The sequence below is a fragment of the Pseudonocardia aurantiaca genome (genome assembly GCF_039526725.1).
Classification (GTDB): domain Bacteria; phylum Actinomycetota; class Actinomycetes; order Mycobacteriales; family Pseudonocardiaceae; genus Pseudonocardia; species Pseudonocardia aurantiaca.
Genome location: NZ_BAAAJG010000002.1, coordinates 330,533 through 355,695, shown reverse-complemented (window position 1 = coordinate 355,695; position 25,163 = coordinate 330,533). Strand labels below are relative to the sequence as shown.

24 protein-coding genes and 1 pseudogene are annotated in these 25,163 nt (G+C 70.2%); 12 read left to right on the top strand and 13 right to left on the bottom strand.

Annotated elements, in window-relative coordinates; translation table 11 throughout:
• Positions 1-2: 2 nt before the first annotated feature.
• From ABD143_RS03655 to ABD143_RS03645, 3 genes are read right to left on the bottom strand one after another with little or no spacing between them, the layout of a single operon-like run.
• Positions 3-818: an ABC transporter permease gene (locus tag ABD143_RS03655; RefSeq protein ID WP_343971163.1), complete on the bottom strand. Its 816-nt coding sequence runs from the start codon at positions 816-818 to the stop codon at positions 3-5.
• Positions 773-1,633, bottom strand: a complete 861-nt coding sequence (locus tag ABD143_RS03650; protein WP_343971160.1) for an ABC transporter permease — start codon at positions 1,631-1,633, stop codon at positions 773-775. Before ABD143_RS03650 ends, ABD143_RS03655 begins: the two co-directional genes overlap by 46 nt.
• 1 nt (position 1,634) lies before the next feature.
• Positions 1,635-2,603, bottom strand: a complete 969-nt coding sequence (locus ABD143_RS03645; RefSeq protein WP_343971157.1) for an ABC transporter substrate-binding protein — start codon at positions 2,601-2,603, stop codon at positions 1,635-1,637.
• 450 nt (positions 2,604-3,053) lie between these two features.
• Between ABD143_RS03645 and ABD143_RS03640 the strand changes: the two genes are divergently transcribed.
• Positions 3,054-5,642: a GAF domain-containing protein gene (locus tag ABD143_RS03640; RefSeq protein WP_343971154.1), complete on the top strand. Its 2,589-nt coding sequence runs from the start codon at positions 3,054-3,056 to the stop codon at positions 5,640-5,642.
• Between the two features lie 80 nt (positions 5,643-5,722).
• Here the strand turns inward: ABD143_RS03640 and poxB are convergent, their stop codons facing one another.
• The 3 genes from poxB to ABD143_RS03625 all read right to left on the bottom strand — a co-directional run bounded on the left by poxB (position 5,723) and on the right by ABD143_RS03625 (position 8,678).
• Positions 5,723-7,462, bottom strand: a complete 1,740-nt coding sequence (poxB, locus tag ABD143_RS03635; RefSeq protein WP_343971151.1) for a ubiquinone-dependent pyruvate dehydrogenase — start codon at positions 7,460-7,462, stop codon at positions 5,723-5,725.
• A gap of 260 nt (positions 7,463-7,722) precedes the next feature.
• Entirely contained in the window at positions 7,723-7,914 is a 192-nt protein-coding gene (locus ABD143_RS03630; protein ID WP_343971148.1) for a hypothetical protein, read from the bottom strand.
• 86 nt (positions 7,915-8,000) lie between these two features.
• A complete protein-coding gene (locus ABD143_RS03625; RefSeq protein WP_343971145.1) occupies positions 8,001-8,678 on the bottom strand; it encodes a response regulator in 678 nt (225 codons plus the stop codon).
• A gap of 169 nt (positions 8,679-8,847) precedes the next feature.
• On the opposite strand from ABD143_RS03625, the pseudogene ABD143_RS03620 reads away from it, so the two are divergent.
• Positions 8,848-9,966: pseudogene (locus ABD143_RS03620) on the top strand (aminotransferase class V-fold PLP-dependent enzyme); the annotation flags it as partial.
• Positions 9,967-10,023: 57 nt separating this feature from the next.
• On the opposite strand, the gene ABD143_RS03615 reads toward ABD143_RS03620, so the two are convergent.
• Positions 10,024-10,710: a GntR family transcriptional regulator gene (locus tag ABD143_RS03615; RefSeq protein WP_343971142.1), complete on the bottom strand. Its 687-nt coding sequence runs from the start codon at positions 10,708-10,710 to the stop codon at positions 10,024-10,026.
• A gap of 220 nt (positions 10,711-10,930) precedes the next feature.
• Between ABD143_RS03615 and ABD143_RS03610 the strand changes: the two genes are divergently transcribed.
• The 7 genes from ABD143_RS03610 to ABD143_RS03580 all read left to right on the top strand — a co-directional run bounded on the left by ABD143_RS03610 (position 10,931) and on the right by ABD143_RS03580 (position 17,224).
• The gene (locus ABD143_RS03610; protein ID WP_343971139.1) at positions 10,931-12,190 is read left to right on the top strand and encodes an ABC transporter substrate-binding protein; all 1,260 of its coding nucleotides are present in this window, start codon (positions 10,931-10,933) and stop codon (positions 12,188-12,190) included.
• 1 nt (position 12,191) lies between these two features.
• Positions 12,192-13,166: a carbohydrate ABC transporter permease gene (locus ABD143_RS03605; RefSeq protein WP_343971135.1), complete on the top strand. Its 975-nt coding sequence runs from the start codon at positions 12,192-12,194 to the stop codon at positions 13,164-13,166.
• Positions 13,156-14,043, top strand: a complete 888-nt coding sequence (locus ABD143_RS03600; protein ID WP_343971132.1) for a carbohydrate ABC transporter permease — start codon at positions 13,156-13,158, stop codon at positions 14,041-14,043. The genes ABD143_RS03605 and ABD143_RS03600 overlap by 11 nt, the downstream gene beginning before the upstream one ends.
• A 101-nt stretch (positions 14,044-14,144) precedes the next feature.
• On the top strand, positions 14,145-15,263 hold the full coding sequence (locus tag ABD143_RS03595; RefSeq protein ID WP_343971129.1) for a mandelate racemase/muconate lactonizing enzyme family protein: 1,119 nt from the start codon (positions 14,145-14,147) through the stop codon (positions 15,261-15,263).
• 32 nt (positions 15,264-15,295) lie between these two features.
• Positions 15,296-16,561 (top strand): alpha-L-fucosidase, encoded by a 1,266-nt coding sequence (locus tag ABD143_RS03590; protein ID WP_343971125.1) that lies wholly within the window; start codon positions 15,296-15,298, stop codon positions 16,559-16,561.
• The gene (locus ABD143_RS03585; protein WP_343971122.1) at positions 16,561-16,908 is read left to right on the top strand and encodes an L-rhamnose mutarotase; all 348 of its coding nucleotides are present in this window, start codon (positions 16,561-16,563) and stop codon (positions 16,906-16,908) included. The genes ABD143_RS03590 and ABD143_RS03585 overlap by 1 nt, the downstream gene beginning before the upstream one ends.
• A gap of 52 nt (positions 16,909-16,960) precedes the next feature.
• Positions 16,961-17,224 carry an amidohydrolase family protein gene (locus tag ABD143_RS03580; RefSeq protein ID WP_343971119.1) on the top strand — a complete coding sequence of 88 codons (264 nt, stop codon included), beginning with the start codon at positions 16,961-16,963 and terminating at the stop codon, positions 17,222-17,224.
• A gap of 60 nt (positions 17,225-17,284) precedes the next feature.
• On the opposite strand, the gene ABD143_RS03575 is transcribed toward ABD143_RS03580, so the two are convergent.
• The 5 genes from ABD143_RS03575 to ABD143_RS03555 form a co-directional block, all read right to left on the bottom strand.
• Positions 17,285-18,091 (bottom strand): vWA domain-containing protein, encoded by an 807-nt coding sequence (locus ABD143_RS03575; protein WP_343971116.1) that lies wholly within the window; start codon positions 18,089-18,091, stop codon positions 17,285-17,287.
• Between the two features lie 176 nt (positions 18,092-18,267).
• Complete coding sequence (locus ABD143_RS03570; protein WP_343971113.1) at positions 18,268-19,200, bottom strand: AAA family ATPase; 933 nt, start codon at positions 19,198-19,200, stop codon at positions 18,268-18,270.
• The gene (locus ABD143_RS03565; protein WP_343971110.1) at positions 19,197-20,006 is read right to left on the bottom strand and encodes a mycofactocin-coupled SDR family oxidoreductase; all 810 of its coding nucleotides are present in this window, start codon (positions 20,004-20,006) and stop codon (positions 19,197-19,199) included. The genes ABD143_RS03570 and ABD143_RS03565 overlap by 4 nt, the downstream gene beginning before the upstream one ends.
• An 18-nt stretch (positions 20,007-20,024) precedes the next feature.
• Positions 20,025-20,861, bottom strand: a complete 837-nt coding sequence (locus tag ABD143_RS03560; protein WP_343971107.1) for a mycofactocin-coupled SDR family oxidoreductase — start codon at positions 20,859-20,861, stop codon at positions 20,025-20,027.
• Between the two features lie 40 nt (positions 20,862-20,901).
• On the bottom strand, positions 20,902-21,729 hold the full coding sequence (locus tag ABD143_RS03555) for a mycofactocin-coupled SDR family oxidoreductase (protein ID WP_343971104.1): 828 nt from the start codon (positions 21,727-21,729) through the stop codon (positions 20,902-20,904).
• Positions 21,730-21,924: 195 nt separating this feature from the next.
• Between ABD143_RS03555 and ABD143_RS03550 the strand changes: the two genes are divergently transcribed.
• Positions 21,925-22,614, top strand: a complete 690-nt coding sequence (locus ABD143_RS03550; protein ID WP_343971101.1) for a MerR family DNA-binding transcriptional regulator — start codon at positions 21,925-21,927, stop codon at positions 22,612-22,614.
• On the opposite strand, the gene ABD143_RS03545 is transcribed toward ABD143_RS03550, so the two are convergent.
• A complete protein-coding gene (locus ABD143_RS03545) occupies positions 22,601-23,113 on the bottom strand; it encodes a hypothetical protein (RefSeq protein WP_343971097.1) in 513 nt (170 codons plus the stop codon). The genes ABD143_RS03550 and ABD143_RS03545 overlap by 14 nt on opposite strands.
• Positions 23,114-23,405: 292 nt before the next feature.
• Between ABD143_RS03545 and ABD143_RS03540 the strand changes: the two genes are divergently transcribed.
• Both ABD143_RS03540 and ABD143_RS03535 read left to right on the top strand, forming a co-directional pair.
• Positions 23,406-24,365, top strand: a complete 960-nt coding sequence (locus ABD143_RS03540; protein ID WP_343971094.1) for an ATP-binding cassette domain-containing protein — start codon at positions 23,406-23,408, stop codon at positions 24,363-24,365.
• Positions 24,362-25,156, top strand: coding sequence for an ABC transporter permease (locus ABD143_RS03535; protein ID WP_343971091.1), 795 nt, complete (start codon positions 24,362-24,364; stop codon positions 25,154-25,156). Before ABD143_RS03540 ends, ABD143_RS03535 begins: the two co-directional genes overlap by 4 nt.
• Positions 25,157-25,163 lie beyond the last annotated feature (7 nt).

Here is a 25,163-nt window from a genome sequence, read left to right as displayed (position 1 = left end):
GCTCAGCTCCTCGCTGCGAGCATCGTGTGGTGCATCGCCCGGTTCCAGCGCAGCACCCGGTGTTCGAGCCCGCGGAACGCGATGTTGAGCAGATATCCGATGATCCCGAGCGCGAGCATGCCCGCCCACATCTCGGCGATCCGGAAACCGCGCTGCGCCTGCAGGATCGCGTAGCCGATCCCCTCGGTGGAGCCGGCCATCTCGCTGAACACGATCACCGTGATCCCGATCGACAGGCTCGTGCGCATCCCGGTCATGATCTGCGGCGCCGCACCGGGAAGGACGACCGACGTCAGGCGCAGGCGCAGGGGCACCCGGTAGCTGCGGGCGACGTCCTGCACGGTCGCGTCGATGCCGCGGACACCGTCGACGGTCGTGAGCAGGATGGGCCAGAAGGCGGCGTAGGCGATCAGCGCGATCTTCATCGACGAGCCGATCCCGAGCAGCAGCAGTCCGAGCGGCAGCAGGGCGACCGCCGGTACGGCCCGCATGAACTCCAGGATGGGGCTCAGCGCCGCGCCGAGCCTGCGGACGAGCCCGAGGACCAGCCCGAGGCCGACGCCGAGGGCTGACGCGATCGCGAATCCCGCGGCGAGGTTCCCCAGGCTGGGCAGGACGTGCTCGGTGATCCCGGCCGGCAGCCAGGTCCGTCCGAACGCCTCGACGATCGTCTGGAGACTCGGGAAGTACAGCGACTGGCTGCTGTCGCTCGCTACCCACCAAGCGACGAACAGCGCGACCGGCAGCCACGCTTCCACCCCGAGCCGCCCGATCATGCGGAGTGGGCTCGGGTGCGCATCGTCTGCGAGACGTGCCATGACATGACCCTCCCTTCGGCTCTGGCGAGGACAGCGTTGACGAGGACCCCAAGCGCGGCGCACACGACGATCAGCGCGTACATCCTCGAGACGTCCGTGGCGACCTCGGCCAGGCCGATCTGCTGACCCAGTCCCGGCGCGCCTCCGATCAGCTCGGAGCCGATAGTGAGGATCAGCGCCATCGTGGCCGCGATCCGCACCCCGGTGGCGATGAACGGGGACGCACCCGGCACAACCACCCAGACGATCGTCCGGGCCCGGTCGAGGCGATAGGAGCGGGCCGTCTCGCGCGAGACGGGGTCGACCTGGTGCACCCCGGACATCGTCTGCAACAGCACCGGCCAGCACGCCCCGAGCACGACGAGCACGACCTTCATCTCGAGGGTCGCCCCGTAGATCAGCAGCGCGAGGGGGACGAGTGCGACGGGTGGGATGGTCCGCAGGAAGTCGATGGTGAATCGGCACGACCGGTAGGCGATCTCACTCGATCCCAGCGCAAGTCCGACCGGCAACGCGATGGCCACCGAGAGGACGAGCCCGATCGCCCAGCCCTGCAGCGTCGCCCCGAGCGCCGACCAGAATGCGGGATCCCCCGGGAAGCTGACGAGCTCCCCCACGATCTGCGCGGGCGAGGCGATCGACCGGGTGTCGATCACCCCGGCCCACGACGCGAGCTGCCACGCCGCGATGACGGCCGCCACCGCGACCACCTTGTCCGCGGCCGGCCGGAGGGCTTCCCGGCGCCGCCCGGCGGAGCGGGATCTGCTGGGGCCGGGCGGAGCGTGGTCGCGGCCCTCGGCGACGAGCACCTTCACCTCACGTGCCTTGGCCTGCGACGACGGTGCCGACGTCGAGCGGCTGGTCGATGACCCGGTACCGCAGCATCAGGTCCATGATCGCCTGCATGTCCGCCACCGTCAGCGGCTCCGCGTTGAAGACCGGCACCCTGATCTGGTCGAGGACCTCCGGTGGGGTCTCCGTCGAAGTCCGTCCGACGATCCGGGATTCCTCCGGGTTCTCGGCCAGGTAGGCGTTCGCCTGCTGAATGGAGTCGCGGAACGCGGACACCTGGTCAGGGTTGTCGGCGATGTACGAGTTCGTCGCGATGTAGACGATCTGCGGGACGTCCGGCAGTACCTTCGAGAACGGTGTCGCCAGCCGGGTGAGACCCGCCTCGAGACCCGTGGTGACGAATGGTTCGTTCGTCACCACGGCGTCGACCTGACCGCGGGCGGCCGCCTCGACCATCTGCGGAAGGGGCACCTCGACGTACTGCGACGCGGAGGAATCGCCGCCTAGGGCATCGATGGCCTGCATGGCCGCGACGTGGGAGAGCCCGTTGAGCACGTTGACGCCGACGGTGCGTCCCGCGAGGTCGGCCGGGGTGCGCACGGGGCCGCCGTCCCGGACCAGGATGGCGCCGGGGTCGATGTCCGGGTCGGCGGGTCCGACGTTCCCCGGAGCAATCATGCTGATCGGGATGTTCTGGCTGATCGCCACCATGGCCGAGAGCGGGTCGGTGGCGGCGAACTGCATCTGCCCGTTGAGCAGCAGCGGGATCGCGACCGATCCCGACTGCGCCGGGGTGATCTCCACCTGGAGGCCGCGCTGGGGGAAGTAGCCCTGGGACTGGGCGTAGTAGAGGCCTGCATTGCCGAGCGACGGTGTTGTTCCCACGACCACCGGGCCCGCTGGCCCTCCGGACGAGGCCGGGCCGGAGCCACATGCCGCCAGCGCGGTCGTCGCGGCCAGAAGGACGACGACCAGGCGCATCGCTCTGATCATGTTCGTGCACGCTCCCTCGTCTATGAAGGATTGCCGTGGGCAGGGCCGAGCGGCCCAGCCGCCACGCTCGCCCGCCCTCGGGTCGGGATCACGCGGAGTGAGCCGGCCGCCGCGATCGGGGATGTGACCGCGGCGAGCACTCGACTGAAGATGGATTCATCTTCATTACCGGTGCCGATGCTGTCAAGGTCACGCGACGATCGCCCTCGATCCGCATGACGTCCAGGGAGTCCAGGTGTGCTTCCAGGAACCGCCCGCTGGCTGACCTGGTTCGCAGCACGGGCTTACGATGCGGTGGTCGGCGACACATTCCTGCCGCGCGCCTGGGCTTCGCCCTTGACGAGCACGCCACCCGGGTCGTCCCGAGCGCTGGCCGGCGCAGATGGCACCTGTCGCTGGCCGGATCGGGCACCGGAGCTACCGCCACCCGCCTGATGGGAAGGGGCGACCTTGAAGCGCACCGCGACCCGACTACGACTGCCGGTGGTCTGGGCGGGGCTCTCCCGCTGGCGCCGGTTGACCGGAGTCCTGATCGGGCTGGTCGTTCTCACCGTCCTGACACTCGTTCTGACCCAGCTTCACGAGATCGTGAACCAGTCCAGCCAGATGCTGCTCTACCTGCTGGCCGTCGTCGTCGTGGCGCTGGTCGGCGGGCTGGTTCCGGCGCTGGCCACCGCAATCGCGGCCTCGCTACTGCTGGCCTACTACTTCATCCCACCGTTGCACACCTTCGCCATCGTCGACGCCAACGAGGTGGCAGCCCTGGTCGCGTTCGTCCTCACCGCTGCCACGGTCAGCTCGGTTGTCGGCCTCGCCACGCGCCGCCGTGAGGCCGAGGCCCTCGCGACCGCGAACGCCGAGAGCCGCGAGGAACTGCGCGTGCTCGCCGAGGAACAGGCCGCGTTGCGACGGGTCGCCACCCTGGTCGCGCGAGGCCTTCCGCCGGCCGAGGTCTTCGCGGGGGTCGCGGACGAGGTCGGTCACGTCCTCGGTGCCGACGCCACGCTCATCGCCCGGCTCGATCCCGACGGCGCGACGACCATCCTGGCCGGTGTCGGCCACCACCCCGACGAGCTGGCGGCCGGGTGTCGCTGGAAGCCCGAGCCGCCGCTTGCCTTGGCGGTCGCCCTACGCACCGGACGCGCGGCGCGCTGCGACGACTACAGCCGGGTCGCCGGCGCCGATGGGGATTACTTCCGCGGCTTGGGAATTCGGTCAGGGGTCGCGGCGCCGATCATCGTCGAGGGGCATCTGTGGGGCGGGATCGGCATCGGGACGCGACGCGAACGTTTCCCGGCCGACACCGAAGAGCGGATGGTCGGCTTCACCGAGCTCACCCGGACCGCGATCGCGAACGCCGAGGGCCGCTCCCAGCTCGAGGAGAGCCGCGACGAACTCCGACGGCTCGCCGAGGAACAGGCCGCGCTGCGCCGGGTCGCCACCCTGGTCGCCCGCGGGCTGCCACCGGCCGAGGTGCTCGAGGCCGTCGCGCACGAGGTCGGCAGCGTGCTCGGGGCCGACGGCACGAACATCGCCCGCCTCGATCCCGACGGCGCAGCCACCTTCCTAGCCGTCGTCGGCGTACACAGCGCCGGGTACCAGGTGGGGAGCCGCTGGAGACCTCAGCCGCCTCTGGCGTCCGGGGTCGTCCTGCGCACCGGACGCCCGGCACGCCTCGACGACTCGAGGCAAGCCGCCGGCGAATTTGCCGACGCAGCCCGCCGGCTGGGACTCCGGTCGTCGGTCGCGGTTCCGATCGTCGTCGAGGATCGGCTGTGGGGCTCGATCGCCGTCGGGAGGCAGCGCGAGCGTTTCCCCGCGGACGCCGAAGAGCGCATGGCCGGCTTCACCGAGCTCGTCGGCACCGCGATCGCGAACGCCGAGGGCCGCGCGCAGCTCGAGGAGAGCCGCGACGAACTCCGACGGCTCGCCGACGAGCAGGCCGCGCTGCGCCGGGTCGCCACCCTGGTCGCCCGCGGGCTGCCACCGGCCGAGGTGTTCGCAGCCGTCGCGGAGGAGGTCGCCAGCGTCCTCACTGCCGACGGCACGGTCATCGTCCGCCTCGATTCCGACGGCGCTACGACCCTCCTCGCCAGCGTCGGCGCACACAGCGCCGAACTCCCGGTGGGGAGCCGCTGGAAGCCTGAGCCGCCCGTGGCTGTGGCAGTCGCCATGCGCACGGGCCGCCCGGCTCGCTGCGACGACTACACGCGAGCCCCCGGCGAATACGCCGACGCCGTCCGCCGGCTGGGACTCCAGTCGTCGGTCGCGGCGCCGATTGTCGTCGAGGGGCGGCTGTGGGGCGGGATCGGCGCCGGGGCGCGGCGGGCGAGTTTCCCGGCCGACGCCGAACAGCGCATGGCCGGGTTCACCGAGCTCGTCGGCACCGCGATCGCCAACGCCGACAGCCGCGCCCAGCTCACCGCGTCGCGCGCCCGGATCGTCGCCGCGGCCGACCACGCCCGCCGACGCATCGAGCGCGACCTGCACGACGGGACCCAGCAACGACTCGTCGCCCTCGGCCTCGGGCTGCGCCTGGCCCAGGCCACGCAACCTGCGGACCTACCCGAGCTACAGACCCAGATCGGGCGGGTCGCCGCTGAGCTCGACGGGGCGATCGACGAGCTGCGCGAGATCGCCCGCGGAATCCACCCGGCGATCCTGTCCGAGGGCGGGCTCGGCCCCGCCCTACGCACCCTCGCCCGCCGCGCCGCGATCCCGGTGGAACTCGACATCCGGATCGACACCCGCCCCGCGGACCCGATCGAGGTGGCGGCCTACTACGTCGCGTCCGAGGCGCTCACCAACACCACCAGGCACGCCCAGGCCTCGTGCGCGAAGGTCACGCTCGAACAGACCGACTCTGTCCTGCACCTCTCGATCCGCGACGACGGGATCGGCGGCGCCGATCCCGCGCGAGGCTCCGGCCTGATCGGGCTGCATGACCGGGTGCAGGCCCTCGGCGGGTCGATCGAGATCAGCGGCGGCTGTGGGGACGGGACGCTGATCGTCGTTCAGCTTCCGCTGCAGCCCGCCTGACGGCTCGACCGGCGACGTGCGGGTTGCGATGGATGCTGTGACGCTGAGCGGCGCGCCGCCCGGGCGCCACGTCAGCGCGACTACTCGATGCGCATATCCCGCAGGTTGGTTCGCGCGAGCTCGAGGATCTCGTCGCCACCTCCGGAAAGGATCGTGCGAGTCGCGTACAGGGTGAAGCCCTTCGCCTGCTCAAAGGTGATCTTCGGCGGCATCGCAAGTTCCTGGCGCGCGGTGTGCACGTCAACGAGCGCAGGCCCGTCGTACGCGAACGCGGATCTGAGGGCGTCTTCTAGGTCGGCAGCGCGCTCGACGCGAACCCCGAAGAGCCCGGAAGCGGTCGCGATCCCCGCGAAGTCGACTTTCCCGAGGTCGGTTGCGTAGTTCACGATTCCGGCCGCCTTCATCTCGAGCTCGACGAACGCGAGGGCCCCGTTGTTGAACACCACGATCTTCACCGGCAGCTCTTGCTGGCGAAGGGTGATGAGCTCGCCCAGCAACATCGCGAGGCCGCCGTCGCCGGAGAGAGCGACGACCTGGCGATCGAGCCGGCTCGCCTGTACGCCGATCGCCTGCGGCAGTGCGTTCGCCATGCTCGCGTGTGTGAACGAGCCGACGAGCCTCCGCCGGCCGTTCATGCGGAGATAGCGGGCTGCCCAGACCGTCGGCGATCCCACGTCGGCTGTGAACACGGCGTCTTCGTTGGCAAGACGGTCGATCGTGGCAGCGACGAGCTGTGGGTGGATGCCGACGCGGTCGCGCGTGCTCGTCGACAGGGCGTCGAGGCGCCGACGTGCCCGCTGGTAGTGGGCGAGCATCGTATCCAGGTGTCCGGAGTCCGACTTGGGCTTCAGCAGGGGAAGCAGCGCTCGTGCGGTGTCCTTCACCGTGCCGACCAGCGGGACCTCCACCGGCGCGCGACGACCGATCTGGTCGCCGCGTACGTCGACCTGGATAATCGGCGTGCCCTCCGGCGGGTAGAACGGACGATAGGGAAAGTCCGTGCCCAACATCAACAGGGCGTCGCAGTGCTCCATCGCCCGATACCCGGAACTCCAGCCGATCAGCCCGGTCATTCCGACGTCGTAGGGATTGTCGTACTCGACGAACTCCTTGCCCCGAAGGGCGTGCACGATCGGCGCCTTCAGCGACGCAGCCAGCTCGATCAGTTCGCCATGCGCCCCGGCAACGCCTGCACCCGCAAGGATCGTGACGGCCTTGGCCTTGTTCAATACCTCCGCAGCCGCTGTGAGCGCCTCGTCCCCGGGACGGACGACGGCCGTCGTCGGGCGGACCGGACGCACTCTCAGATTCCTGGGCGCCTCGGCCAAGAACACCTCGCCCGGAATGACGACAACCGCGACGCCGCGCTCGGAGATGGCGGTCCGCATAGCGATCTCGAGGACGCGGGGCAGTTGCTCCGGGACGCTGACGAGCTCGGTGTACACAGCGAGTTCCCGGTAGAAGTCCTGGGGGTGGGTCTCCTGGAAGTACCCGCTGCCGATCTCCTCTCTCGGGATGTGTGCCGCAATCGCGAGCACCGGCACCCGGCTGCGGCTCGCGTCCCAGAGGCCGTTGATGAGATGGAGATTGCCCGGGCCACAACTCGCGGCGGCCACCGCGAGCTCGCCGGTGATCGCGGCCTCACCGGCGGCGGCGAACGCCGCGGCTTCCTCGTGGCGGACGTGCTGCCAGGTCACCTCACCGTCGCGGCGAAGCGCGTCGGTGAACCCGTTCAACGAGTCGCCCGGGATGCCGTACACGCGCCGGACGCCTGAAACTTTGAGCGTCGATACGATGTAATCCGCGAGGGTTGCCGTCATGAGCCGGAATCCTTTCTCGAGTTCGTCACTCGCGTGTCGTCTCGACTGCGGGGACTTCGAGGTCACGCCTCGGTCCTGGACGCGGACGCTGTGCAGGAATTACCGGCAGATCCGGCACCAGGACAGGGGTGGCTTCGCAAAAGGCTCCGCCTCCGGCACCCTGCCGCACATCACCGCTAGGACCCATCCTGGATCTGGTGTTGCCCCGTATTCCCTATACCCGCTACCGGGTAGCCGGTCGGGATCACCGGCACCCCCATCTACGATCGACCCGACGCCCGGGTCGTTCGCGAGACCGCGACGGCCTGCGGGAGCTGTACCGCGGCGTACACCACCGACCACCTGAGCCGCTCACGTCGTCGTACCCACGCGAAGCCGACCGTGCCGAGAATCGTGAACACCGCGCCGAGCAGCATCGCGACCGGCGGCCCCGGAGCCAGGACGCCGATCACCAGCGTGAGGAAGCGCCGGTGGTCAGCACCGCGAGGGCCCGGTAAACGGGGGCACTCTGCGGTGCCCGAATGGTCGTGGTCAACGCCTACGACGACGTCCGCCACCAGCGGGAGCGGGCGCGGGCGTCCCGCAGCGAGCGAAGGATCATGTCGACCAGCTCCTGCGGCCGCGCGGTGCTTCCCACAGCGCCCTCGCGGACCGCCTCGTCGAAATGCGCCGGCGCGTTCGAGGAGCTGTAGACCACGAACGGGGTGTCGTCGTGCCGGTCGCGCATCCACCTGAGCAGGTCGTACCCCGCTCGCGGGCCCTCCGGCCGCCCCATGTCGGAGATGACGACGTCGTACGCGCGGCGTCGACTCAGCTTCGCCTGGGCGTCCTTGGTAGAGGTGCTGAGCTCCACGAGCATGCCCATGTTCTCGATGGCGGATCGCTCCAGCCGGATGTTGCTCGGCATGTCGTCGACCCAGAGCAGGCGCGGGCTGCGGCCGAGCCTGCGGACGAACCCGGCCACCTCCTGCACCTGGTCCTCGGCGTCCGCCGCTGACACGGGACTCCGTGCGTCGGACGGATCCCTCCTGAGTTCCTCGGCATCCACGAGCGCACCGACGGCCCGCCTCGCGCTGAACGTGATGCCGGCCGGCCCGCTGATCGACAGGTCGTCCCGGGAGAGGAGGTCACGAAGAGCTTTGCGGAACAGGACGAGGACGAAGGCGACGACGAACGGCCATGCGACGACTCCGAGAAGCGCGGTCCACTGCTCCATGCCCGGAATGATCCACTATGACACCTGAGTGCCAACGTCGCGGCGGCGCGAGCTATGCGATGTTGACGAACACTACGGGCACACATAGCGTCCGGGCCGCCCCCAGCCCCCCGCCCTCGTGGAGCTCACCGTTGCCCGTCCCGCCGATCCCGACCTGCCCACGCGCGTGATGACCCCATCGGACGGACGGATCCCGCCGCATTACCCCCTGCAGTTCAGCGAGCCGGCCGGCTACCTCGACTTCGCACGCTTCGGGCCGCCGTCGCGCGCGGTCCTCGACACCACGGCACGGCTGCTGGAGCGCTCGGCCGTGGCGGGCCCCGGCACCGTTGACGAGCTCATGCAGCAGGAAGCGCGGGCGAAGGCCGCGGTCGCGCGGCTGACCGGTCGCCGCATCGACCAGATCGTGCTGCTGCCGCACACCAGCCTCGGGCTCTTCCAGGCGGCGTTCCACGCACCCGGCGGCGAGGTGCTCGTGTCGGCCGCGGAGTTCCCCGCCAACACCTACCCGTGGGCCCGCGCGGAGCAGGCCGGACGGGTGCGGGTTCGCCGGCTACGGCCGCCCGACGGGTACGTCACCGCCTCCGCGGTCGCCGATGCGCTCAGCCCGGATACGACCGTGGTCGCGGTCAGCGCCGTCGACTTCCGCACCGGCTCCCGGGCCGATCTCGCCGCGCTGCGCGACGCCGTCGGCGACCGGCTCCTCGTGGTGGACGGGATCCAGGCCTTCGGCGTGGTGCAGGAGCCATGGGCGGCGGCAGACGTCCTGGTCGCCGGCGGCCAGAAGTGGCTGCGGGCGGGGTGGGGAACGGGTTTCGCGGCGCTCTCCGATCGTGCTCTCGAACGGATGGAGCCGCTGCTGTCCGGGTGGACCGGCGGTCGCGGGCCCGGCGTCTTCGACGACGAGATCCACCCACCCGCTGACACGGCCACCGGGTGGTCGATCAGCAACCTCAGCCCGGTCACGTCCGGAGCGTTCGCCACCGCCCTCGAACTCGTCGAGGAGGCCGGGGTCGGCGCGATCGAGGCGCGCATCGCCGAGCGGGTGGGAGAGCTCGAGGAGGCGGTGCGATCAGTCGGCGCCCGCATCGTCTCCGCCACCGGGCGCCGCGCCGGAATCCTGGGGTTCACTCTGCCCGGAATCCCCGCCGACGAGGTCGGCGCCGCGCTCCGCGACGAGGAGATCACGGCCTCCGTCCGCCCGGAGCACGTGCGGCTCTCCCCGCACGCCTCCACGCCGCCATCCGCCGCCGAGGTGGTCCGAGGCGTCCTCCAGCGGCTCCAACGCCGGACCTCGACTGTCGCTGTCTCCGGTCACTGACGGTTCCGAGGCGGACCTTCAGCCCTACGGTCTGCTGTCGAAGATCCGGTGCAGCCGGTCCCGCGAGCGCTCGAGGTGCTCGCGCATGCGCTCCGCCGCCGCACGCGGGTCCCGAGCCGTCAGCGCGTCGGCGAGCGCCCGATGCTCGGAGATCGCCTCATTCCCGGTGCGGCCGCCGTAGTACAGCCGGTACAGGTGGAGGTGGGCGTGTGTGCGGTTGAAGCAGGTGCGCACGGTTTCGTTCCCCGCCAGCTCGAGCACGAGGTCGTGGAGGCGGCGGTCGTGGGCCGCCAGCGCCCCGTACGCCTGGTAGCCCTCGTCCTCCGGCGCCTGGTCGAAGGTGGCCAGCTCCGCCTCCAGCCGTTCGACGCCGAAGTCGGTGATTCGCTCGGCAGCGCGGGCAGCGGCGTAGGGCTCGAGGAGGAGCCTCAGGTCGTAGAGCTCGTCCAGCTCGGCACGTGAGAGCAGGGGAGCCGCTGTGTACCCGCGGCGCGCGTGCTTGACGGCGAGCCCGTCGGCCTCGAGCCGGGCCAGCGCCTCACGCAGGGGCGTGTGGGAGACCTCGAGGTCACGCGCGACGGCGTCGATGTTGATCTTCACGCCGGGCGCGAGCCTACTGTCCATGATCAGCGCCTTGACCCGCTCGTACACGTCCGCAGCCTTCGCGGGTGCCGGAACCACGGCCGTTGCCAGTCGGGTGTCGTACGTCATGTCGCCTCCCCGAGGCCCAACTCTGCCGTAGACGACTCTTGACGGCCGCCTGACCCTGTGATCCTATCCTATAGGAAATACTATAGGAAACTACGCAGCGTGAGCTCGCCACAAAGCCGGTGCTGGAGGCTGAGCCCACCTGCGGGGGGACCTGACTCCGATCGGCGTCCACCCGCTCCCCGATCCGTCTGGCACGGCCACATTTCCAATGGAGGAGACGATGTTCGTGCGTCCGAAGTCCACGCCCGTGCTGAGGAGGACGATCGCCGCGCTCGCGGGCGCGTCTCTCGTCGCCGGCCTCGCCGCGTGCGGCGGAGGCTCCTCCGGAGCAGCGCAACCGGACGGCTCGCTGATGCTCTACACATGGGTCAGCAGCCAGAGCGACCGGGCCCAGTGGGAGGAGTTCGTCGCAGCCGGGCAGAAGACACTGCCCGACCTCAAGGTGCAGATCGACGGCCCGAGCTTCGAGGACTACTGGACCAAGGTCAAGACTCGACTCTCCGGCGGCGACCCCCCGTGCCTGCTCACGACGCAGGCCGCCCGGGCCCAGGAGCTGAATGGCGTCCTTGCGCCGCTCGACGACCTCATGGCCGCGAACGGTGTCTCGAAGACCGACTTCGACCAGTCGATGATCGACGGGATGACGGTCGACGGATCGGTGCGCGCGATCCCCTACGACGCCGAACCGCTCGTCGTGTTCTACAACGTTGACCGCTTCAAGCAGGCAGGACTTCCGCTCCCCGGCACGACCTTCACCCGCGACCAGTTCATCGCCGACGCCAAGGCCCTCACGAGCGGTGACCACTACGGCCTGGGCATCTCCCCCGGGCTCTTCTCCGCACTCGGCTACACGACCGCGGGCGGTAGCACCTGGCTCAAGGACGGGGCACTCGACCTCACCAACCCGGCCTTCGTCAGCGATATGCAGTGGTACTTCGACCTCGTCAACGTGCAGGGGGTCGCGAAGAGCCCGGAGGCGTCGACCAAGTCGGACGAGCTCCAGCAGGCGTTCATCAACGGCGACGTCGCCATGCTGTCCGAGGGGCCATGGAACTACGGGACCTTCGCCGAGTCGGCGAAGTTCGAGCTCGGGATGGCCGTCGTGCCGAGCCCGTCGGGCCAGCCGCACGCGATGACCGCCGGATCCGGCTTCGGAATCGCGAGCAACTGCGCCGACAAGGAGGGCGCCTTCCGCGCGATCATGGCCATGACGACCACGGACGCCCTCAGCTCCGTCGCCGCGTCCCGTGGGATCGTCCCGTCGCGCAGCGAGTCGCTGCCGGCGTGGTCACAGGGCAAGACCCCGCAGTCCAGCGCGGTGATCGAGGCATCGCTGGGCAACGCGACGGCACAGCGGACCACCGAAACCTGGAACCAGGTGGAGACGGCGTTCACGCAGTACATGTCGGAAGGCTTCCGGGGCCAGCGCACGGCCGCGGACATCCTGGGCACGATCCAGAGCTCGGTCTCTGGCGGCTGAGGTGGCTCTGAGCGCGCAACAGGCGGTTGCCGGGACGACAGCCCCGGCGACCGCCCCGGGGATCCGGCGCACGGGCCCCGATCCGGCCAGGGCGAGTCGCCCGCGCCGCCGCGGGGACGGGCGGGCGGCCGCGCTGTTCCTCGCCCCCGGCCTGCTCGGGTTCACGGCGTTCATCGTGGTGCCGCTGGTCGGGTCGGCGGTGATCAGCCTGTTCAACTGGCCGTTGTTCGGCACCCCGGAGTTCGTCGGCATCGCCAACTACGTGCGGATGTTCACCGACGACCCGACCTTCTACACGGTGCTCGGCAATACGCTCGTGTTCGCCGTGGTGTACACGGCGCTCAACCTCCTGGTGGCGCTGGCCGTGGCGCTCTGGCTGAACAGCGGCGTCATGGCCAGCGGGCTGTTCCGCGTCGTGTTCTTCCTACCCGTGATCACGCCCATGGTCGCGAACGCGCTGGTCTGGCACTTGATGTTGTCCGAGAACGGCGTGGTCAACGGCCTGCTCGCGACCGTGGGCATCACCGGGCCGAACTGGCTCTCCGACAGCCGGTGGGCGCTTCTGTCCGTGATCGCGATGTCGGTCTGGCAGAGCTTCGGCTACAACGTGATCGTCCTGGGCGCGGGGCTGGCTGCGATTCCGAAGGAGATCCTGGAAGCCGCCCGGGTCGACGGCGCAGGCGCGTGGCGAAGGCTCCGGAACATCGTCCTCCCGTTGATCTCGCCGTCGATGTTCTTCGCCAGCATCATGACGATGATCGGCGCATTCCAGGTGTTCGTGCAGCCGCAGGTCCTGACCGAGGGCGGGCCGGGCGAGGCCACCAACACCATGGTGCTGCACCTTTACCGGAACGGCTTCTCGTTCGACAGGCTGGGATACGCGTCCGCGCTCGCGTGGATCCTCTTCGTGATCGTCATGCTGATCACCGCTCTGCAGTTCGTGGGCCAGCGCCGGTGGGTGAACTATGACCAGTAGCACCGCAACGGTCCGTGCCGCCGTCCCGGCAGAGCAGGCCCGGATCCACCACCGCCGCCGCTCCCTCCACTCCTGGCTGAGCACGGCCGCCCTCGCCGTGACCGCTCTCGTCTTCACGTTCCCGTTCATCTGGATGTTCCTGACGGCGCTCAAGCCCCGCAACGAGGTCTTCACCCAGCGACCGGAGATCTTCGGCAGTCAGATCATGTGGTCGAACTTCGTGACCGCGTGGACGGTCGTTCCGTTCGGCCGGTTCATCGTCAACGGATTCCTCGTCGCCGTCCTGGGCGCGCTGCTCTCGGTGGTCGTCGCCGTGCTCTCGGCGTACGCGTTCTCTCGGCTGCAGTTCCCGTTCCGGGACCAGATCTTCCTGGTCTTCGTCGGCACCCTCGTGCTGCCGCAGGAAGTGCTGGTCGTCCCCCTGTTCATCATGATGAACGGGCTCGGCTGGGTGGACACGTACGTCGCGCTGATCCTCCCGTTCGCCTTCACCGCGTTCGGCACGTTCCTCATGCGGCAGTTCTTCCTCACGATCCCGGTGGAGTACGAGGATGCAGCCCGCATCGACGGGGCGTCGCGGCTGCGGACCCTCGTGAGCGTGCTCCTGCCGCAGCTACGGGCGCCGGTGTCGGTGCTCGGCGTCTTTTCCTTCATCGGCTACTGGAACAGCTACCTCTGGCCGCTGATCGTGATCAACTCCCAGGAGAAGGCCACCGTCCCACTCGGACTGACGTTTTTCACCGGCGAGCACGGCACGGAGTGGAATTACGTGATGGCCGCGGCCACGCTCGCGGTGATCCCGAGCATCGTCATTGTCGCGCTGCTCCAGCGTCAGCTGGTCAAGGGCGTGAGCATGGGCGGGTTCGGCGGCCGCTGACGACCATTCCGGCCGGTCCGCCCGGTCGGCCACCCCGAGCTGTTCGGGGATCAATTCGTGGACCTGCAGGTGGGCCGGTTCCGGCGTGGACCGGTTCCGCCATGGACGATGAGGTGAGAGCACTGGGTGAGGGAAGTTGCATCGTCGAGGCATCGGCGTGGCTGTGCGACATTCCGGTCGAGACGGAACGCACGGATGCGGTGCAGTCGTTCGTCAAGCAGGAGACGATCTTCGTCCGGGTGCGGACGGCCGACGGCACCGAGGGGATCGGGTACAGCTACACGATCGGCAACGGCGGAGCCGCGGTCCTGAGCCTGCTGCGATCGCACCTGCTCGATCTGCTGATCGGCCTCGACGTGAACCGGCCGGAGGCCGTGTGGTCGACGCTGTTCGCCAGCACCCGGGCCACGACCGTCGGGGTGCTCACCTCCCTCGCGCTCGCGTCCGTCGACACGGCGGTGTGGGACGCGCGCTGCCGTTGGGCGGATCTGCCGCTCTGGGCCGTTGCAGGCGGGGCGCGGGATCGGATCCGCCTCTACGACACGGAGGGCGGCTGGTTGCACCTGACCACCGACGAGCTCGTACGGCAGGCGCTGGCCTCCCGGGAGCGCGGGTTCTCCGGGGTGAAGATCAAGGTCGGCAAGCCGCGGGCGCACGAGGACCTCGAGCGCCTGCGTGCGGTGCGAGACGCCGTCGGCGACGACATGGACATCATGGTCGACGCCAACCAGTCGCTGACCGCGGCGGAGGCGATCCGGCGGGCCAGGCTGTTCGAGACAGTGGGCCTGCTGTGGTTCGAGGAGCCGCTTCCGGCCGAGGACGTTGCGGGGCACGAGCGCCTCGCAGCCGCGACGAGCATCCCGATCGCGATCGGCGAAAGCGTCTACTCCATCGGCCACTTCAAGGAGTACCTGCACCACGGAGCCGCGAGCGTCCTACAGGTGGACGTGGCCCGGATCGGCGGCATCACTCCCTGGCTGAAGGTCGCCCACCTTGCCGAGTCCTACAACGTGCACGTCGCCCCGCATTTCCTCATGGAGCTGCACGCATCCCTGACGTGCGCCGTGCCCAACGCCCTCTACCTCGAGCACATCCCGCAGCTGCGCGCGGTGACCACGACCGAGCTCGTCATCGAGGACGGTCACGCAGTGGCTCCCAGTGAGCCGGGCCTCGGCATCGCATGGGACGAGGACGCCCTCAAGACCCTCACCGTCGCGTGACCACCACGAACCCTGCGAAGGGGAGCACGATCATGGCTGATCTCAGCTGGTTCACCGGAGCAGGCCTTGGGCTCTTCGTGCACTGGGACCACGCCAGCCAGCAGGGCGTCGAGATCTCGTGGCCGCTGGTCGGCCGGTCGATCATTCCGGGCCGGGCGGAACCCGAGGACCACCTGACCGTGGCGCAGTACCACTCGACCGCCGACACGTTCGACCCGCAGCGCTGGGACGCCAAGGCCCTCGCGCGCCTGGCCCGGGAGAGCGGCGCGAGGTACGTGGTCCTGACGGTCCGTCACCATGCCGGCTACTCGATGTACCACACCCGATTCTCCGACTACTCGGTCGAGCACTCGCCCTTCCAGCGCGACATCACCCGGGAGTTCGTCGAGGCCGTCCGCGCCGAGGGCCTCCGGGTCGGGCTCTACTACTCCCTGCCGGACTGGCGCCACCCGGACTACCCGGCCTTCACCGACGATGACCGGCCGTACGCCTCCGAGAGCTACCGCCGGCCCGCACCTGAGGCGTGGCACCGCTACATCCAGTACCTGCGCGATCAGCTCACCGAGCTGCTCACCGGGTACGGCCCGATCGACCTGCTGTGGTTCGACGGGGAGTGGGAGCGCACGCCGGTGGAGTGGCGGGCGGCGGAGCTGCGCCGGCTGATCGCGGAGCTGCAGCCCGCCACCGTGGTCAACGACCGGCTCCCCGACCAGGGCGACTACTCCACGCCTGAGCAGGGACTCCCGGTCTCGCCGCCGGATGGCCCGTGGGAACTCTGCCTTACCATGAGCGAGGCGTGGGCCTACCGCCCCGCGGACACGAACTACAAGTCGGCGCGGCGGCTGGCACGCTACCTCGTCGAGACGGTCGCGCGCGGCGGCAACCTCCTGCTGAACGTGGGCCCGACGGGCGACGGCGCCGTGCCCGACACCGAGGTCGCGCTGCTGCGGGAGTTGGGTGCGTGGATCGACACCCACGGGGAGAGCGTGATCGGCGTGGAGCCGGTGGGCGGCGCCGTGGACTTCTACGGCCCCCTCACTCGCCGGGGCGAGCGGCTGTACCTGCACCTGCTGTTGCGCCCGGTGGAGGAGGTAGTGGTGCGTGGGATCCCGGTGCGCCGCATCCGGGCGGTGACGCTGCTCGGCTCGGACACCCCGCTCGCACACCAGACGAACATCGAGGTGCACCAGGAGGAGCACCGCGGCGAGGACGCACTGGGTGAGCTCCTCATCGCGGCTCCCCAGCCGACTGGCGCCCTTGTCGACGTGATCGCGATCGATCTGGGAGGCGAAGGCTGATGCGAGTGGCGCTGCATTCGGTAATCGCGGACGGGCAGGAGGGGGGATACGAGGAGGCGCATGTGCGGATCCCCGACGACCTCGTGGCGTCGTTCGCCCGCGTCGGGATCCACGAGTGGACGATCTGGCGCAGCGGCCGGCACCTGTTCCACCTGGTCGACTGCGACGACTTCGCCGAGGCGATGCGCGTCCTGCAGGACGATCCCGCGAACCAGCGGTGGCAGGCGTTCATCGGCCCGTTCGTGGACCGGTTCGAGAACACGGCAGGTGGAGTGGCGGACGAAGCCGCCCACATGGTGCTGGGCGAGGTATGGACACTCTCCCGGCAAGCGGCAGGGCCCCGATGACCGTGATCGACGCGCACCAGCACTTCTGGACGCCCGGCCCCGGCCGCTATGAGTGGCTCGCCGCGGCGGAGATGTAGCCGATGGCACGTGGACCGCGAGCGACGTGCGGCCCTATATCGACCGGGCGGCGGAGCTGTTCGGCGTGGACCGGCTGATGTACGGGGGCGACTGGCCGGTCAGTGAGCTCGCCGGTGGCTACCCGAGGGTGTGGGCGGAGATCTCCGCCGCTACGGCGGCATGGACCGATGCCGAGCGGGACCGGCTGTACCGGACCACCGCCATCGAGGTCTACAGGCTCAGCGCGCTCACAACCTGATCGCTCCCTTGTTCGTAGTCGTCGGACGAGTGGTAGTCCAGCGCGGAGTGCGCACTTGCGTCAGCGCAGGACGCGGTTGAGCGCGGGCGCGACGTCCCGGTGGTTCGTGATCCGGGCGAGCCGGCCGCGCCCGAGCCGGGCGAGGTCGGCGGCGAGCGGGAGGTCGTGCTCGCCGTCGGTCTCGACCAGGACGTGCAGCTCACTGAAGCGGGCCGCGAGCAACCGCGGGTCGGGGCCCGCGTTGTGCACGGCGTCGGTCAGCAACACGGCCGTCCGACGGCGTACCGCGGAGCGCGCGAGCTCGGCCCGGGCCACGGCCAGCGCGAAGTGGACGTTCGTGAGGCCGCGGGCGGGGATGCGCAGCAGCTGGTCGACCAGGCGTGGGGCGGATACGTCCGCACCGAGCGGGGTGAGCAGCGCCGCGTCCGACCAGAACGCCACGACGGCGAGCTGGTCGCCGCTGCTCGACAGGTCGGCCGAGAGCGCCGCCACCGTGGCTGCGGCGATGCGCGCCTTCTCCCCGCGCATGGAGCCGGAGACGTCCACGACGAGCACCACCGCCCGCCGCGACCGCATCCGCTCGCGGACAACGATGTCGGTGTCCTCGGGCACCGGTCGCTCGGCGAGGACCTCGATCGTCCGGTCCAGGTCGATGTCGTCGGAGCGGTACCGGTAAGGCACCGACGCGAGACGGCCGGCGCCGCGTTCCGTGAGCTCGGAGCGCGGCCGCCGGCGGATCGCGAGCCGGCGGGCGATCCGCTGCGCCATCGCAGCGACCTCGCGGTCCGCCGCCCCGTCCTCGAGCAGCTCGGCGACGTCGTGCAGCCGCGCCTGCTGCCCCGTGACCAGCACCCCCTGCCCGCCCACGGGACCGGTGGCCGGGCCATCGCCGCGGGTGGAGCCGGTGTCGACGACGAGCGCGGTGCCCGTCTCCGCCTGGAAGAGCGCCGGCGCCTCGGTGACCTTCTTGGGCCTGCGCCGCAGCGGCGCGAGCCCGGGCGGCCGCTCATCCGTGCCCGGGAGCCGGACGGCGTTGTCGACGTCTAGCCGATGGGGTCCCGGCGCCGCACGCCGGGGCGCGAGAAAAAATGGTCCTCCCAGATCTGGGTGATCACCTGCTCCGGGGTCACGTCACTGGCCTCGTCGACGCCGATGCGCGCCGAGAGCGCGAGGAGTGCGGCGTCGAGCACGACCCGGGGGCGGTCGACGGAGTCGCCGGTCCCGTAGCTGCCGAGTACGGCGAGCTCGCTCGCGATCGCGACGAGGTCGATCGCCCCGCGCACGCTCGAGCCGCGGCGCAGCTCGGGGTGGCCGCGGGTGGCCCGCGTGATCGCGACGCCGTCGTCAATGAGCCCGTCGTCGGTGCAGCCGGTCCGGACCGCGACGATGGCCCGTTCCTCGATCTCGTCCTGGTAGCCGACCGCGAGGCGGCACCAGCGGTCGTAAACGGAGTCGGAGATGCGGGCGGTGCCGGTGTCGTCGAAGGGGTTCATCGACGCCAGCACCCGGAACGTGGGCAGGCCGGTGATCGTGCCGACGCGCGGGACGGCGACCTCCCGCTCGGCCATCGCGGCGAGCAGCACGTTGAGCGTGTCCTCGGGGGCGCGGTTGAGCTCCTCGATGTAGAGGAAGCCGCCGCGCTGCATCGCCTCCACGAGCGGGCCCGGCACGAAGTTCTCCGCCGAGTAGTCCTCCCGCAGCACCCGGGCCGGGTTGTGGTGGCCCACGAGCCGGGCGGGCGTCAGCTCGGCGTTGCCCTCGACCAGCAGGAACGGCACTCCCCATTGGCCGGTGATCGCCCGCAGGAGCGTCGACTTCGACGTGCCGGGCGGGCCCTCCAGCAGGATGTCCCGCCCGGCGGTCACCGCCGCCAGCACGAGGTCGAGCTCGCGCCGCCTGCCGACCACCCCGCGCGCGATGTCGTCGCGTCGCGAACCGTTCGTGCTCGGGATGGCCGGCTCCGGTCGGCTGGTCACTTCTGCAGGAACCCCGCGTCGACGGGGAGCGAGACACCGGTGACGTAGCGGGCTTCGTCGGAGGCGAGCCACACGATCGCGTTCGAGATGTCGACCGGCTCGACCATCTCGACCGGAAGCGCGTTCTGGATGTTGCTGCCGAACTCGGGGTCGGAGAGCGCCTTCGCCATGTAGTCGTTGACCACCATCGGCGTGTTCACCCCGGTCGGGTGCACGGTGTTGACCCGGATCGAGTGTGGGGCGAGCTCGTTGGCGAGCGTGCGCATCAGCCCGACCACGCCGTGCTTCGCGGCGACGTAGTGACCGGTCTTGGCCATGCCCTTCACTCCGGCTGTGGAGCTGGTGATCACGATCGACCCGCCGTTCCCCGCGTCGATCATCGCCGGGGCCGCTGCCCGCACGGTCTTCCACACCCCGGTGAGGTTGACCGCGATCATCTCCTCCCACTGCTCCTCGGTCAGCGACCACGTGTTGTCTGCGAACCCGGCGATCCCGGCGTTCGCGCACACCACGTCGAGCCGGCCGAACTCGCGCACGCCCTCGTCGACGACCTGCTGCACGCCCGCCAGGTCACGGACGTCGGCCTCCCGCGCCACGATCCGCCGGTCCAGGTCCTCGACCAGCCGTACGGTCTCCTTCAGGTCCTCGGAGCTCGACATCGGATACTCGACCGTGCCGAGCTGCCTGCAGACGTCGAACGCGATGACGTCGGCACCCTCCTGCGCCAGCCGCAGGGCGTGCGACCGTCCCTGCCCCCGCGCCGCCCCGGTGACCAGCGCGACCTTGCCTTCGAGTCGTCCTGCCATGATCTGCTCCTTTGCAGCTCAACCAGCGTTGGTGGCGTTCTGCCCGGCGGCGACCGCGATGGTCTCGCCGGTGATGTAGCGGGCGTCGTCGGAACACAGGAACGCCATCGCGTTCGAGATGTCGGTGGTCTCGACCCACGGGATCGGGATCGCGTTCAGACTCTGGAAGGCCGGGGCGGCGTCCTCGCGCGTCGGCTGAGCGACGTCGGGAAGGAACAGCTTGTACGCGGCCTCGTTCTGGATCATGGTCGTGTCGACGCTGGTGGGGCAGACGGCGTTGACGGTGACGCCGTTCCCGGCCACCTCCTGCGCCACGGACTTGACCAGCCCGATCACTCCCCACTTCGCCGCGCAGTAGTGGGCGATGTTGGCGAAGCCCATCTTCCCGGCCATCGACGACGTCGCGACGATCCGGCCGTAGCCCTGCTCGATCATCGCGGGCAGCACCGCGCGCATGGCGTGGAAGACGCCGGTCAGGTTGGTGTCGATCATCTCCTGCCAGGTGCGGTCAGCCATGTCCGCCACGGTGGAGAAGGAGAAGATCCCCGCGTTGGCGAGCAGGAAGTCGATGCGGCCGAGCTCGGTCCGCGTCTGCTCGGCGAACGCGTCGAGCTGCCCGCGGTCGCGCACGTCGGCGGTGACGGCAACGCAGCGCCGGTCGAGATCTTCGACGAGGCGCACGGTCTCCGCCAGGTCGTCGGGCTTGGACATCGGATAGGGCACGGTGTCGAGCTGCGACGCGATGTCGCAGAACGCCACGTCCGCGCCTTCTTGCGCGAACTTCACCGCATGGGAGCGGCCCTGCCCACGGGCGCCACCGGTGATCAGCACGACCTTGCCATCGAATCTGCCCATCGCTCCTCCTTGAGCTATCGGCTATCTGGGTCCAGCGCGGTCAGCGGGCGAGTGCACCTCCGTCGACCGCGAGGCAGTGGCCCGTCACGTGCCGGGCGGCGTCGCTCAGCAGCCACAACAGCGCGCCCGTGACCTCGGCCGGCGAGATGACCTCCACCAGCAACTGGTCGTGCAGCCAGCGCTTGTGCACGTCCTCGGGGGTGAGGCCGAGCTCGCCGGCGAGACCGGCGAGCATCGGCGAGTCGACCGCGCCCGGCAGGATCGCGTTGACGGTGACCCCGTCGTTCGCGAGCTCGATCGCCATCGCCTGGGTCAGCCCGACGACGCCGTGCTTGGCGGCGACGTAGTGCGCGAACTCGGGAACCGCGCGCACCCCGCCCGTCGAGCCGATGTTCACGATGCGGCCTCGCGGGGAGCGGCGCACCAGGTCGGCGGCCGCCTTGGTGGTGCGCCAGATCCCGGTCAGGTTGGTGTCGATGACGGCCGACCACTGATCCTCGGAAAGCTCCCAGAAGGGGGCACTCGTCACCACCGCGGCGTTGTTGACGAGGACGTCCAGACGCCCGAACTCCATCGCGACCGCCGCGACCGCCCCGTCGACCTCCGCCGGGTCCCGCACGTCCGCCACCAGCGGAAGGGCCCGCCGCCCCATGCTCTCGACGGCGGCTACCACCTCGTCGAGCTCGGCGCGGGTCGCCAATGGGTAACTCGGCACGTCCAGGTCGCGGCAGACGTCGAGCGCCGCGATGTCTGCACCCGCGTCAGCGAGCGCCAGGCAGTGCAAGCGGCCCTGGCCGCGCGCCGCTCCGGTCACGAGAGCGACCTGGCCGGTGAGGTCGGCGAACGCGGCGCGGCGCACGTCCAGCACGGGCCCTCCCCCCATCCAAACCGTCCAGAACCGTCCAGAACCGTCCAGAACCGTCCGGAACCGTCCGGAATCCGTTCCGTGCACGGGCCGGGGGTCACCGTTGACCACCCGGTAGGTGAGGTGTAGCACTCGATCGTGGAGCTGATCAAACCATCTTCGATCAGTTCCAGACGGAACGGATGGAACGGAGGTGCGATGGGCGCCGAACGTCACCTCAGCGTGAGCGAGGCGAGCCGGGTGCTGGGCATGAGCCGTACCACTCTTCTCGCAGCCGAGGAGGCGGGCCTGCTCACGCCACTGAGGACGCCGGGCGGCCATCGCCGCTATGACCCTGCCGAGCTGCGGCGCTTCGCCGGCCGGGCAGGAACGAGCGCGCTCGAACCCGCCCAGGACGCGCCCCACGAGCCGGCCGTGGCAGGTGGCGCCGCGTCCGAGGAGGTCGCCGCGGGCATCAGGCTGGCCGTCCGCCCGTTCGTACAGGCCCTCGACGCCGATACGGCGGGCGTGTACCTCCACGACGTCGATCTCCGGTTCGCGGGCGGATTCGGCGTGCCGCGCTGGCTCGCCGAGCGGCTCACGGCCGGACCGCCGCCCCCGCCCATCGCCCGTGCGCTCGACTCGCTGCGCCCCGCCCTATTCGACCCCGCGGCGCTCCGGTTCCCCGAACCCCGCGCGACCGGAAGCGGGTTCGCCGTCGCACTCCACCGCGACGGCGGCCGTCCGCTCGGCGTGCTGTTCGTCGTCACCCGACACGAGCTGCTGAACGGCGAGCTCCGCTTCGTCGAGGCGCTGCGGGCCGTGCTCGTCATGCTCCTCGAGGACCAGCGCCGAATCCGCGATCTCGAAGAACGGCTGGCCCGGATCGCCGCCCTCAGCGCGACCTGACGCCCGGCGTGCACTCGACTATTCGGCCGAGCAACCCCAGCGACAGCACGCACCAGCCGTCGGGCTCCTGCTGCATGATCCCGCTCGCCCGCTGCTCCTGGCCTCCGACCGAGTACCAGACCTGCATCTGGGCGTTCTCCCCCGCCGGCTCGACACGCTTGTTCAGGCGAAGCTGCGCGCCCTCCGCGATCGCCGAGGCGACGAACTCGTCCACGCCGAACGCGTTCACGCTCATGTAGATCCGCGCAGTGTCGACGTCCGCGGCATTGACGGCCGCGATGAACGCCTGCGCGCGGCCCGTCGGGCTCGTCGGGTCGGGGTCAGGCGCCACCTCCCCCGGCACCTCGCCCGCGGGCAGGAACCCCATCTCGCAGACCACCCAAGCGTTGTTCTCGTTGACGAAGGTCAGCACGCCCCGCAGGTCGTGGACCTCGGCGCGCAGCTCCGCCGGGATGTCCGTGTACGCGACGGATACGACCGCGACGCGGGCGTCGGCCATGTCCTCGGAGTAGCTGGGGTCGCTCGACCGCAGCTCGCGGACCTCGTCGAGGGTGAACGCGGGGTGGCGCTCGCGACGTCCCCTCCGCTGTGGGGATCGAAGGGCGCGATGTCCCGGTCCTTCCCCCGAGCGGCCCAAGCAGTCTCGCGCAGCGCACGCCGCCCCCTCAGGTGGGGCTCGTGAAACCGGGCCGGGCCGGCTGAAACTGCGGTGAAACCGCCCTGAATGCGCCTCCGCGCAACCTCATTCGTGTCACGGCGACCAGCGCCACTGCAGAACGAACGAGGGGAACATGACTACGACGACCACCCGGCCCGCGATCGCGGTCTCCGGGCTTCGCAAGTCCTACGGCGACCATGTCGTGCTCGACGGGATCGACCTCCACGTCCCCGCCGGGACGATCTTCGCGCTGCTCGGGCCCAACGGGGCCGGCAAGACGACCACCGTCCAGATCCTGACCACTCTGATCGGCGCGAGCGGCGACGTCCACGTCGCGGGGCACGATCTGACCCGCGAACCCGACGCCGTGCGCGCCGAGATCGGTGTCACCGGCCAGTTCTCCGCCGTCGACAACTTCCTCACCGGCGAGGAGAACCTGCTCCTGATGGGCGACCTGCACCATCTCGACCGGCCCGCCCGCATGCGCCGGGCCGCCGAACTGCTCGAACGGTTCGACCTGGTCGAGGCGGCGCGCAAGCCGGCCGGGACCTACTCGGGCGGCATGCGACGGCGGCTCGACCTCGCGATGACACTCGTCGGCAGCCCGCGGCTGATCTTCCTCGACGAGCCGACCACCGGGCTCGACCCGCGCAGCCGCCGCTCGATGTGGGAGATCATCCGAGGCCTGGTGGCCGATCAGGGCGTCACGATCTTCCTCACCACGCAGTACCTGGAGGAGGCCGACCAACTCGCCGACCGCATCGCGGTGCTCGACGGCGGGAAGCTCGTCGCCGAGGGCACGGCCGAGGAGCTCAAGCGCCGCGTCCCCGGCGGTCACATCCGCCTCCAGTTCGCCGACGTCCACGCCTTCTCGGCGGCAGCCGGGACGCTCGGCGGGTCCGCCGCGGACGAGGACGCGCTGACCCTGCAGGTCCCGAGCGACGGCAGCGTCAGGTCGCTGCGCGGCCTGCTCGCCCGGCTCGACGAGCGGGCAATCGAGGTCTCGTCGCTGTCGGTGCACACGCCCGACCTCGACGACGTGTTCCTCGCCCTCACCGGCACCGACAAGAACGGGAAGGTCTTCACCTCATGAGCACGAACACCTACGCGCTGCGCGACTCCGCCACGATGCTGCGGCGCAACCTCCGGCACATGCAGCGCTACCCGTCGATGACGCTGATGCTCGTCGGGCTCCCGATCGTCTTCCTGCTGCTGTTCGTCTTCGTGTTCGGCGGCACGCTCGGCGCCGGCCTGCCAGGGGCCGTCTCCGGCGGGCGGGCCGAGTACCTCGAGTACGTGACCCCCGGAATCCTGCTGGTCACGGTGATCGGCGCCGCGACGAACACGGCAGTGTCGGTCGCGATGGACATGACGGAGGGCATCATCGCCCGGTTCCGCACCATGGCCATCGCCCGCGTCTCGGTGCTCACCGGGCACGTTGTCGGCAGCCTGATCCAGACGATGCTCGGCATCGCGCTCGTCCTCGGTGTCGCGGTGCTGCTCGGGTTCCGGCCGACCGCGGGCCTGCTCGAGTGGCTGGCGGTGTTCGGTGTGCTCGCGATGGCCTCGTTCGCGGTCATCTGGCTCTCGGTCGCGCTCGGCATGGTGACCAACAGCGTCGAGACGGCGAGCAACCTGCCCATGCCCCTCATGCTCCTGCCCTTCCTGGGCAGCGGTTTCGTCCCGACCGACTCGCTGCCGACGGCGCTGCGCTGGTTCGCCGAGTACCAGCCGTTCACACCGATCAACGAGACGGTCCGCGGGCTGCTCGTCGGCACGCCGATCGGCAACAGCGCGGCGCTCGCCGTGGCCTGGTGCGCGGTCATCGCCCTGGGGGGTTACCTCTGGGCGAAGAAGCTCTACAACCGCGACCCTTCGAGCTGATCGAGGG

Excerpts from the sequence above, each read along its gene's own strand:
- ABD143_RS03655 (WP_343971163.1), bottom strand. The coding sequence starts at position 818 with ATGGCACGTCTCGCAGACGATGCGCACCCGAGCCCACTCCGCATGATC.
- ABD143_RS03645 (WP_343971157.1), bottom strand. The coding sequence starts at position 2,603 with ATGATCAGAGCGATGCGCCTGGTCGTCGTCCTTCTGGCCGCGACGACC.
- poxB (WP_343971151.1), bottom strand. The coding sequence starts at position 7,462 with ATGACGGCAACCCTCGCGGATTACATCGTATCGACGCTCAAAGTTTCA.
- ABD143_RS03625 (WP_343971145.1), bottom strand. The coding sequence starts at position 8,678 with ATGGAGCAGTGGACCGCGCTTCTCGGAGTCGTCGCATGGCCGTTCGTC.
- ABD143_RS03615 (WP_343971142.1), bottom strand. The coding sequence starts at position 10,710 with ATGACGTACGACACCCGACTGGCAACGGCCGTGGTTCCGGCACCCGCG.
- ABD143_RS03610 (WP_343971139.1), top strand. The coding sequence starts at position 10,931 with ATGTTCGTGCGTCCGAAGTCCACGCCCGTGCTGAGGAGGACGATCGCC.
- ABD143_RS03600 (WP_343971132.1), top strand. The coding sequence starts at position 13,156 with ATGACCAGTAGCACCGCAACGGTCCGTGCCGCCGTCCCGGCAGAGCAG.
- ABD143_RS03595 (WP_343971129.1), top strand. The coding sequence starts at position 14,145 with ATGGACGATGAGGTGAGAGCACTGGGTGAGGGAAGTTGCATCGTCGAG.
- ABD143_RS03590 (WP_343971125.1), top strand. The coding sequence starts at position 15,296 with ATGGCTGATCTCAGCTGGTTCACCGGAGCAGGCCTTGGGCTCTTCGTG.
- ABD143_RS03585 (WP_343971122.1), top strand. The coding sequence starts at position 16,561 with ATGCGAGTGGCGCTGCATTCGGTAATCGCGGACGGGCAGGAGGGGGGA.
- ABD143_RS03565 (WP_343971110.1), bottom strand. The coding sequence starts at position 20,006 with ATGGCAGGACGACTCGAAGGCAAGGTCGCGCTGGTCACCGGGGCGGCG.
- ABD143_RS03560 (WP_343971107.1), bottom strand. The coding sequence starts at position 20,861 with ATGGGCAGATTCGATGGCAAGGTCGTGCTGATCACCGGTGGCGCCCGT.
- ABD143_RS03550 (WP_343971101.1), top strand. The coding sequence starts at position 21,925 with ATGGGCGCCGAACGTCACCTCAGCGTGAGCGAGGCGAGCCGGGTGCTG.
- ABD143_RS03545 (WP_343971097.1), bottom strand. The coding sequence starts at position 23,113 with ATGGCCGACGCCCGCGTCGCGGTCGTATCCGTCGCGTACACGGACATC.
- ABD143_RS03540 (WP_343971094.1), top strand. The coding sequence starts at position 23,406 with ATGACTACGACGACCACCCGGCCCGCGATCGCGGTCTCCGGGCTTCGC.
- ABD143_RS03535 (WP_343971091.1), top strand. The coding sequence starts at position 24,362 with ATGAGCACGAACACCTACGCGCTGCGCGACTCCGCCACGATGCTGCGG.